This window comes from Microcystis sp. T1-4, assembly GCF_000297435.1.
Lineage (GTDB): Bacteria > Cyanobacteriota > Cyanobacteriia > Cyanobacteriales > Microcystaceae > Microcystis.
On the sequence record NZ_CAIP01000426.1, the window covers coordinates 1 to 9,551 of the forward strand.

Genomic DNA, 9,551 nt, shown 5'->3' on the forward strand with positions numbered 1-9,551 from the left:
CCACCCACCCACTTAACACTAGCAAGAGAACAAAAATTAGCTTCTTATGATGCTGCTTACTTAGAACTTGCTTTGCGCTTAGATTTACCATTGGCTACCAATGATAAGCAATTAATAGATGCAGCATTACGCTGTCAGGTAGAATTACTTAATCCCGCTCTAAATTGAACAAAGTTAGTTTTATCACCCGAATATTCCTTGACTTGGTGGCTCTACCGTACTTGTGATGATAATATATAATGATGGTCTATGACAGAGAGAAACATTAAATACTGTTTGGTATTAGGAGAAAAGCTGTGCCACTGATTAAAATACCAAGGAATTATCTGATTGCTGAAGATGAAAATTTTATTACAGCAGACGTGCCAGATTCACTGCTTCAGCTTTGGCAAAAAGATTATCAAAAGGTGGTTAAAGCCAAAGGTATTCTTAAGGATAAAAAAGCGGCAATGCTATCTCATGTAGAGTCTCTTCGTCGGGAGTGGGATGGATGAAATACGTCTATGATACCAATATTTTTATTTATTATTTAGCCGATGACGATATAGTTACTTCTTTTTTCTCCCAAGCTTTTTTGAGTTTGCATCAGATTTTTATCTCACCAATTGTCAGAATTGAGTTACTCAGTTTTCCTACTTTGTCTAAGGAAGAAGAGCAGATAATTGAAGATTTACTCTCACAGTTTGAATTAATTCCCATATTGAGAGAAATTGAAGATCTGACTATTCAACTGAAACGACAGTATAAAATCAAGATTCCCGATGCCATTATTGCCGCAACAACATTGAGCCAAAATGGATGTTTGGTCACTAGAAATGTTGATGATTTTAAGGGTATTTCTGGTTTAAATATTAAAAACCCGTTTATTGATGAGGGGTAAATAATAGTAGAAGAGCGAGAATTAAAAGTTGACTTATCTGCTATCAGTGTCATCCAAGATTTGTAGCGGCCAGTGCCTTCGTAGAAAAAGAAGAGTCTGCATAACTGAGAATGATAGGAATTGTCAGTAATGCGTCATCCTCAGAAAAGGTAAACTCAACTTTACTAGGCATGAGCAGATGCCCCTTGGTCATCCTGAATCATCTGCATCAGAATGTTTGCTGCTGCCGTTGCGTCGTAGAGGGACAAAATTGGATACTCTGGTGCGGAGAAGATGAATTGTAGTTCAGCGTCTGGGATTTGTGTGGCTAGGACTTTAAAGAGTGATAATTTGTCTGACTGGCTCAGATTGTTGACCAGAGGAATTAACTCAGCGAGTGACATGGTTTAAACTTCTAGAGGTGCGAGAATGAACTCTTAATAAAATCTTAATTGGGGGTATTACCTGGAAAAGTTGGTCTAGAATTCCGTTGGACTGATCCAAAGGCAACTCAATACAGGAGGTCAAATGGCTATTTTCCAATATCAGATTCTTGTAGGAAAGAATGAACCTAATGCTGTGGTCTGGTTTCTGAATGGCAACCAAGTAGGAGCGGATTTGCTACAAATTCTTAATGATTTGGGCTCTCAAGGTTGGGAAGTAGTTGGTATTGGGGATCTAGGTTTTGATAGTCGCTCTGAGATTGTGCTTAAGAAAACAATCTAATCATCCTTAGGTGTTCTTCGTCCCTACTTTTTCAGCAAGCCCTATATAAAAAAAGGAGTGAAAATAATCACTCCTACTGATAATCAGAAGAAAAAATGGCTTAAACCTAGAGAGCGTTGGCTCCCGCTACTACTTCTAGCAATTCTTGGGTAATAGCGGCTTGACGCGCTTTGTTGTAGGTACGGCTTAAAGTGCCAATTAACTCGCTGGCGTTCTCGCTGGCGTTACTCATTGCCGTCATCCGGGCTGCTAATTCACTCGCTGCCGATTCCTGGAGAGCGCGCAGTAATTGGTTATTTAAGTACAAAGGTAGGAGAGAATCGAGGATTTGGACGGGATTCTGCTCAAAAATCATGTCTTGGGGAAAAACCTGCGCCGGTTGGCTGGCCATTTTTTCCCGTTGTACCTTAAATTTTCCTTCTTTAGTCACCAAACGGAAAATCTCGTCATCCTGTACCGCTAAACCTTGGGTAGTTAAAGGTAACAGGGTTTGAATCACCGGAGTGGCACTGATCAGGGAGATAAAACGAGTATAAATTAACTCGACGCGATCAACAGTTTCCGATAAAAATAAGGAAAGTAATTCATCCCCAATAGTGCCAGCTTCATCGGCAGTGGGAATCTGTTCGAGGTTGATAAATTTAGCGGCAATGGGAGCATTGCGGCGCTCAAAATATTGTGCCGCTTTTCGGCCGGCAACCACTAATTGATACTTAATCCCTTGCTCTTTTAATTCATTCATCCGTTGTTCGGCACGACGGATGACGTTAGTATTATAACCGCCACAAAGACCTCGATCGCCTGTCACTACCAACAGAGCCACGGTTTTTACTTCCCGTTGGGCCAGCAGGGGTAAATTAACATCACTAAAGGCTAAACGACCTTGGAGATTATAAAGTACCTGAGCGAGGGCATCGGCAAAAGGACGGGTACAGAGAACTTGTTCTTGGGCGCGGCGCACTTTTGCGGCCGCCACCAGACGCATGGCCTCGGTAATTTTTTTGGTATTTTTGACCGATTGAATTTGGTCGCGAATCGCTTTGAGATTAGGCATAATTCAGTTATCAGTTATCAGTTATCAGTTATCAGTTATCAGTCATCAGTTATCAGATTGGAGTTTTAAGTGAGCAGTATGTGTTAAGTGAGCAGTACTAAATAGCAGTTTCTGGCCATCTTTTCACTGTTTACTGATCACTGTTTACTGGTCACTGATAACTGAAAAGGCTGACAGCTTAAAGCTCACAGAAGTTTACTTGAAAGCCTGTTTGTACTCATTGATGCCATCTTTGAGCAGGCCTTCTGCTTCGTCGTTGAGTTGTTTTTCAGTGCTGACGATCTCAACGTAGCGAGGTTTGCTGGTTTTCAGGTATTCCCGTAAACCGGTGCAGAAATCGATAACTTTATCGGTGGCGATATCGTCGAGATAACCGTTTAAACCGGCATAAACCACCGCCACCTGTTCCCAAACGGAGAGGGGGAAGTTTTGGGGTTGTTTGAGGATTTGACGCAGACGTTGACCGCGAGCCAGTTGTGCTTGGGTGGCCGCATCAAGGTCAGAAGCGAATTGAGCAAAAGCTTCTAATTCGTCAAACTGGGCTAATTCCAGTTTTAATTTACCGGCAACTTTCTTCATCGCTTTCGTTTGGGCCGCCGAACCCACCCGGGATACGGAAATACCAGCGTTAATAGCAGGACGGAAACCAGCGTTAAAGAGGTCGGTGGAGAGGAAGATCTGACCGTCAGTAATCGAAATTACATTGGTGGGAATGTAGGCAGAAACGTCACCGGCTTGGGTTTCGATAATCGGCAGGGCGGTCATGCTACCACCACCGAGGGCATCGCTGAGTTTAGCGGCGCGCTCTAGTAAACGGGAGTGGAGATAGAAAACGTCGCCGGGGTAAGCTTCCCGACCGGGAGGACGACGCATGAGCAGGGATAGCTGACGATAAGCTTGAGCCTGCTTGGTGAGGTCATCGTAGATAACCAGGGTCGCTTTGCCTTTATACATGAAGTATTCGGCGATCGAAGCTCCGGTGTAGGGGGCGATATACTGGAGGGTGGCGGGGTCGTTAGCGTTAGCGGCCACCACCACGGTGTAATCCATAGCGCCTCTTTGGGTGAGGGTGTCGATTACTTGGGCGACGGTGGAGGCTTTTTGACCGATGGCGACATAGACACAGATCACGTCTTCGCTTTTCTGGTTAATGATCGTGTCAATGGCGATCGCTGTTTTACCAGTTTTTCTGTCACCGATAATTAACTCCCGTTGACCACGACCGACGGGAATCATGGCATCGATAGCGGTAATGCCGGTTTGCATCGGTTCACAGACGGATTTGCGAGCGACAATACCGGGGGCGGGGGATTCCACCAGACGGGTTTCGCTGGCGAGGATGTCCCCTTTGCCGTCGATGGGACGACCGAGGGCATCAACCACGCGGCCGACTAAGGCTTCACCCACGGGAACCTGAGCGATTTTACCGGTAGCTTTCACCGTACCGCCTTCTTTAATCCCGAAACCGTCACCCATTAACACTGCACCGACGTTATCTTCTTCGAGGTTAAGGGCGATGCCGACGGTTCCATCTTCAAATTCTAATAGTTCTCCCGACATGGCCTGTTGTAGGCCGTAGATGCGGGCAGTACCGTCACCCACTTGCAGGACGGTTCCCACGTTGGAGACCTGTACTTCTTGGTTATAGGATTCGATCTGTTGACGAATAATCGTGCTAATTTCGTCGGGTCTGATAGCTACCATAGTTTAATCTCGGAAAAAGTAAAAAATTAGAAGGTGAAAAAACGGCAAAAAAGGGAGATTAGATGACCTTAGCGCAGGGAGAGGCTGAGGCGTTGTAGTTGACCGCGAATGCTGGCATCAAAGACCTGAGAACCGACTTTGATCACCACACCACCGATGAGGCTGGTATCAACTTTGGTTTTCAGTTCGACCACGTTCGCCCCGGTCAGAGTTTTCACTTTGTCGATGACGATTTGTTTTTGGCTATCGTTCAATTCGGTGGCCGAGGAAACTTCCGCTAAAACGGTGTTAGTCAGCGCTCTAGCCAGGGTGAGATATTGTTGACAAACGGGTTCTAAAAATTGAATCCGACGTTTATCGACCAATAACATCATGAAGTTAGTTAAATAGGGATTGGCACTGCTCCCCATTACTTGGGAAAGAACGGCTTTTTTAGCTTCTTCTTTGATGACGGGATTGCCAATAAAAGCTCTTAGATCGGGAGCATTTTCCAACAATTCTAAGAGGGATTTTATTTCGCCGCCGATCGCTTCTAATTGTCCGCTGCTTTGGGCGACGGAAAGTAATGCCTGGGCGTAGGGTTCGGCAATTTCTGAACTGATTAAACTTCCCTGCATCTATTTACCTCCTAGGTTCGCCAAACTGCGATCAATTAGGGTTTGTTGTACCGATTCTTCCAGGCCGGTGCTTAACTGGGATTCCACGTTAGCTAAGGCTAAAGCGGTAATTCTTTGGCGTAATTCTACTAAAACGCGATCCTGTTCTGCCGAGAGATCTTTAGCGGCACTTTCGCGCATTCTTTGAATATCGAGTTCGGCTTGGGCGGCGATGTCGGCGGTGACAGTTTTAGCTCTAGATCGAGCATTATTGATAATTTTTTCCGCTTCTTGTTTTGCTAGGGCGAGTTTTTTCTGTTCTTCGGCGAGGGCGTTAGCGGCAATATTTTTCCGGTCTTCAGCTTCGGCTAAAGCTTCAGCAATCTTCGACTGACGTTCTCCGAGGATTTGTCCGAGAACTTTGCGGCCGTAGAAGATGACTAAACCGAGCAGAATCGAGAGGTTAAATAGGTTAGTTCCTAGGATATCGGTGTTGATGCCGAATCCTTCTGCTGCCGCTTCCTTCGCCTCCGTGGCTAATAATAAAACTGTGTCGATGATCATGATTATTGAGGGCGGGGAGTAGGTTGTTCAGTTATCAGTTATCAGAGGTAAGTTATCAGTCTTCTAACTCCTGACGACTGAGTGCTATCTTTTTACTGATCACTGTTATTAACCAAGGGCTGGGGTTTAGCGAACGAGTTCGGGGCCGAGGAGTTTTTCGAGAATTTGACGGGAAAGAGAGGCCACTTGTCCTTCTAGAGAACGAAAGGCTTCTTCTTTCTGTTGGGCAATTTCGGCGGCGACGGCTTCCTTACGGGCGATCGCTTCTTTTTGGGCTGCGGCAACTCGTTCGCTGGCTAGTTTTTGGGCCTCAGCTTGCGCTTGGGCGATAATCTCTTGGGATTGTTTACGAGCCGAAGTTAATTGCAATTCGTACTCTTGTACAAGTGCTTCGGTTTTGGCTAGTTGTTCTTTGGCTCCGCCTTCCGTTTGCCGAATATACTCCGCCCGTTCATCTAAAACTTTACTGAGGGGTTTATAAAAAACGGCGTTCAGGATCACTGCCAAAAGAATAAACTGTAGTGCCATCACTGGCAGGGTGGCATCGAAATCAAACATTGATTTATTCCTGATAAATAGAGGCTATAGACAGGTTCAAAAAAGGAATATGATCCCCCTGCTTTAACAATATACAGTCAGGGGGAATCAGTAAAATTCCCTTAATTAGCTATCAGCCTTCCGTCCCAAAAACCAGACTTTTTAGTTAGCTGCTTTGGCGTTTTTTGAGAGTTTTTAAAACTCTGCTGCCAAGCTGGGGACTGGGGGCTGATAGCCCACTGCTTTTTTAATTAGGCGAAGGGGTTAGCGAACAGTAAAACGAGAGCGATAACCAAGCCGTAGATGGTTAAGGATTCCATGAATGCCAAGCTGAGGAGAAGGGTACCACGAATTCTTCCTTCAGCTTCGGGTTGACGGGCGATACCGGAAACAGCTTCTCCAGAAGCGGTACCTTGACCAACACCGGGGCCGATAGCGGCTAAACCAACGGCGAGGGCGGCGGCGATAACGGAAGCGGCAGCTACTGTGGGGTTCATGGTGATTTTTTCCTCTATTTACTAATCAATTTCAATCTGTTGTTTACAGAGCGCGTTCTCAGCCTCAAAAAATGGCTGGTTTTCTGCTCAAAACTCCCGAAAGAGTTTTTGGGAAAGAACGATCCTGGAATTCAGTTGCTCATCCTGAATTCGACCAATAATTTCTTAGTTATTATCCTATTATTTGGACACTTTTCCCTAAGAAATTTTTCTGTTTTCGTCCCTCGCTTTTAAGCGTGTTCTTCTTCGTGTTCCGATTCCAGGGCCTCATGGATATAGGCCCCAGCAAGGGTGGCGAAGACCAGGGCCTGAATAGCGCTGGTAAATAAACCGAGAGCCATCAGGGGTAGGGGTACGACTAGGGGGACAAGGAAGACTAATACGGCTACTACCAACTCATCCGCGAGGATGTTTCCGAAAAGACGGAAGCTGAGGGAGAGGGGTTTGGTAAAGTCTTCTAAAATTTTGATCGGTAATAGCACGGGAATCGGCTCTAGGTAGTGAGCGAAGTAACCGAGTCCTTTTTTACTGATGCCCGCGTAGAAGTAAGCGAGGGAAGTCAGTAGGGCTAACGCCACCGTGGTATTGATGTCGTTAGTGGGGGCGGCTAATTCCCCTTCGGGCAGTTCGATTAACTTCCAAGGAATCAAGGCCCCTAACCAGTTAGAAACGAAAATAAATAAAAATAGGGTGCCGATGAAGGGCAACCAGGGTCGATATTCCTTTTCTCCTAGCTGGTTTTTGGCTAAATCGCGCAGAAATTCGAGAACGTACTCCATCAGGTTTTGAATACCGCTAGGGACTTTCTGGATTTTGCGGGTAGCGGCGATCGAGGCGATGATTAAGATAGCGAAGACGATCCAGGAGACCGCGATCACTTGCCCGTGAATTTTTAGTCCGCCGATGTGCCAGTACCAGTGTTGTCCCACTTCCAGGGAAGCGAGGCTATAAAAATTAAGCACACTTAAACTGTCTAACATTTCTACCTTAGGGAGATTCGGGTTCGCAAATCAGGGTTATTTTAACGGTCAAAGGGGTTAGGAATCGGCTTTCTGCTCCAGCTTGAAGATGGTTTGCAGGGTATAGACGATGATCGCCCCTTTATAGGTCAAAAAACCCAAAAAAACTGGCACTATGTGCAGTTCTTGCCAACGACTGGCGATGATGATTAATCCGGCGAATAGGGCTAATCCTTTTTTGCCCACGCGATTTTTCGTTACCCCCAATTTTTCCACTTCCCCGGCCAGGAGTTTTAGGTAAACAACTCCCACCATTGCCCCTAATAGGTAATTAAGGGCGGTATTGAGGGAATAAAACAGCCACACGGGTATAAAGATCAGACCGCTTAAGATGAGGGTGGTGATCAATAGGGTGTTTTGTAGTTGATAGTATTCCCGCATCGGATCTGACGGCGGGTTGGTTTCTGGGGTTGGGGGAGATTCGATCGATGGGTCAGACAAGGTACACCTAAATCAGCGATAGACTAATCTCAATATCTGGATTGCTTTCCGAGCTATGACGCTCAGGTGAGCCACAAGACATATTATCACGGCAGTGGCAACAATTATTAAGCAATTGTAAATGGTCTTGATTCCCCCCGCTCCCAGCCGTCAGCCGTCAGCTTTTTTCTCCCTCCTCCCCTGCTCCCTTCTCCCCACTGCCCCGACTCCAGCGCGCCCAAGTTCAGCGCTCCCTCTTGCCTGTTCCCTAAAACCAGAGACTTCCTACCTCACCATTAAGATAACTGCTATAACTGTGTTTTTGAGTAGATTTTTTTCTTGTCCCTACTCCTCAGTAAACCCGAACCTGAAGAAAAATTTACCCGTACCCCCTACCCCAAAAGAAAATTTTTTCTCTGGAAAGTTTTTCCGCATCAGGGTTTGATTATTTGAGTGCAAGCTTGCTCAGTTTAACTAATATAATCCTTTGCCCTTGCAGGAGGTAAAAATTTGCTGCTGCTATAAATAAAAGCCTAGAAGTGAGAGAGTAGATAGGCCATCGAGGTGCGGTGGCTGAGTAACTCTTAAAAATATTCCCTTTCTTGCCCAGATTACTTGGTCATAGGTAAGGAAAAAGCTATGAGTGTTGTAGTAGCCAACAATCCCTTAAATACCCTTGAGCAGATTTCTACAACCAGTGGATAACCAAACGAGAGTAAATAGCTGGAATAGTCATCCTGGCAATGGTTAATAAAAAGCAGTTACTTGGGAAAAGGGTAAGGGTTACTATTTTTTTCTCTCTTGATTTTTAAACTCAATACCTATAAATAAAAAAAGTTTTTGTGTGCTTCTCTCTAACAACAATCTCTAGGCAAAAAGCTGGAGATTTTTTTAAAGCTGATAACTAATAACCGATTCTGTCTCCTGATACAAACTAACTGGGAACAATATTTAAGAAAGCATCGAAGTCTTTTAATGCTTCTTGGAATTGAGTAGCAGCGAGACTAGCATCTTTCTCCTTGGCTGCCGCATCGATACGTTCAAAGTGAACGAAAAGATTTTTCGCTAACTGCTTGGCCTTTTCTTGGTCTTTGGGCAGTAAATTACGGGATAATCCTACCATTTCCCGACGCAATTGCCCCAAAGGACCGTGGATATAGGTGCGAGTATCTACCCAATTTTTGTCAGCGATGAGGTCTTGCAAAACGCTCATTTTTTCGCGAAATCCTTCTATGGGTTGGATGTAAACCTGTAACTGTTCGATTTTTTGCGGACTATAGACGGTGGGGATAGTTGCTTGCGGACCACTGCAGCTAACCAGCAGCGTAGTAACTAGGACTAAAACTAGGGAAATAATCGAGCGAAGACGTGGCATTGGTTTATATGTACTATTTAACAAACTATTGACGTTCTCTCCCGATAACTGGTCAAGCTATCGGGACGATTTTTACTTTATCAGGTTGTGGGATTCCCAAATCAGATTTTACTCCCAACGACCTTGACAGTAACTCGGTGCTATTGGACGATAATCAGCAATTTTGCCTCTGATCCCCCCTTAATCCCCCCTTGATAAGG

13 protein-coding genes are annotated in these 9,551 nt (G+C 45.2%); 3 read left to right on the top strand and 10 right to left on the bottom strand.

The features are described from left to right. Window positions 1–296 precede the first annotated feature (296 nt). On the top strand, window positions 297–494 hold the full coding sequence (locus MICAI_RS21240; RefSeq protein WP_002789758.1) for a hypothetical protein: 198 nt from the start codon (window positions 297–299) through the stop codon (window positions 492–494). Further along, window positions 491–880, top strand: a complete 390-nt coding sequence (locus MICAI_RS21245; RefSeq protein ID WP_039900670.1) for a type II toxin-antitoxin system VapC family toxin — start codon at window positions 491–493, stop codon at window positions 878–880. The genes MICAI_RS21240 and MICAI_RS21245 overlap by 4 nt, the downstream gene beginning before the upstream one ends. A gap of 164 nt (window positions 881–1,044) precedes the next feature. Here MICAI_RS21245 and MICAI_RS21250 read toward each other — a convergent pair whose 3' ends face one another. Next, window positions 1,045–1,263 carry a hypothetical protein gene (locus MICAI_RS21250; protein ID WP_039900671.1) on the bottom strand — a complete coding sequence of 73 codons (219 nt, stop codon included), beginning with the start codon at window positions 1,261–1,263 and terminating at the stop codon, window positions 1,045–1,047. Between the two features lie 124 nt (window positions 1,264–1,387). Here MICAI_RS21250 and MICAI_RS21255 point away from each other — a divergent pair, with 124 nt between their 5' ends. Next, a complete protein-coding gene (locus MICAI_RS21255) occupies window positions 1,388–1,585 on the top strand; it encodes a hypothetical protein (protein ID WP_002740312.1) in 198 nt (65 codons plus the stop codon). A gap of 106 nt (window positions 1,586–1,691) precedes the next feature. Here MICAI_RS21255 and MICAI_RS21260 read toward each other — a convergent pair whose 3' ends face one another. The 9 genes from MICAI_RS21260 to psbQ form a co-directional block, all read right to left on the bottom strand. Further along, entirely contained in the window at window positions 1,692–2,639 is a 948-nt protein-coding gene (locus MICAI_RS21260) for a F0F1 ATP synthase subunit gamma (protein ID WP_002763363.1), read from the bottom strand. A gap of 195 nt (window positions 2,640–2,834) precedes the next feature. Continuing rightward, entirely contained in the window at window positions 2,835–4,343 is a 1,509-nt protein-coding gene (atpA, locus tag MICAI_RS21265; RefSeq protein WP_002750072.1) for a F0F1 ATP synthase subunit alpha, read from the bottom strand. A gap of 68 nt (window positions 4,344–4,411) precedes the next feature. After that, window positions 4,412–4,960 (bottom strand): ATP synthase F1 subunit delta, encoded by a 549-nt coding sequence (gene atpH, locus MICAI_RS21270; protein WP_008206934.1) that lies wholly within the window; start codon window positions 4,958–4,960, stop codon window positions 4,412–4,414. Continuing rightward, a complete protein-coding gene (locus tag MICAI_RS21275) occupies window positions 4,961–5,503 on the bottom strand; it encodes a F0F1 ATP synthase subunit B (RefSeq protein ID WP_002750068.1) in 543 nt (180 codons plus the stop codon). It lies immediately after the preceding gene. Window positions 5,504–5,629: 126 nt separating this feature from the next. After that, entirely contained in the window at window positions 5,630–6,061 is a 432-nt protein-coding gene (locus tag MICAI_RS21280) for a F0F1 ATP synthase subunit B' (protein ID WP_002740070.1), read from the bottom strand. Between the two features lie 230 nt (window positions 6,062–6,291). Continuing rightward, window positions 6,292–6,537 carry an ATP synthase F0 subunit C gene (atpE, locus tag MICAI_RS21285; protein ID WP_002740068.1) on the bottom strand — a complete coding sequence of 82 codons (246 nt, stop codon included), beginning with the start codon at window positions 6,535–6,537 and terminating at the stop codon, window positions 6,292–6,294. A gap of 230 nt (window positions 6,538–6,767) precedes the next feature. Next, complete coding sequence (gene atpB, locus MICAI_RS21290; protein ID WP_002739857.1) at window positions 6,768–7,517, bottom strand: F0F1 ATP synthase subunit A; 750 nt, start codon at window positions 7,515–7,517, stop codon at window positions 6,768–6,770. A 57-nt stretch (window positions 7,518–7,574) separates the two neighbouring features. Next, complete coding sequence (locus tag MICAI_RS21295) at window positions 7,575–7,937, bottom strand: ATP synthase subunit I (RefSeq protein ID WP_002739749.1); 363 nt, start codon at window positions 7,935–7,937, stop codon at window positions 7,575–7,577. Between the two features lie 973 nt (window positions 7,938–8,910). Continuing rightward, window positions 8,911–9,351, bottom strand: a complete 441-nt coding sequence (gene psbQ, locus MICAI_RS21300; protein WP_008206935.1) for a photosystem II protein PsbQ — start codon at window positions 9,349–9,351, stop codon at window positions 8,911–8,913. Between the last annotated feature and the right edge of the window lie 200 nt (window positions 9,352–9,551).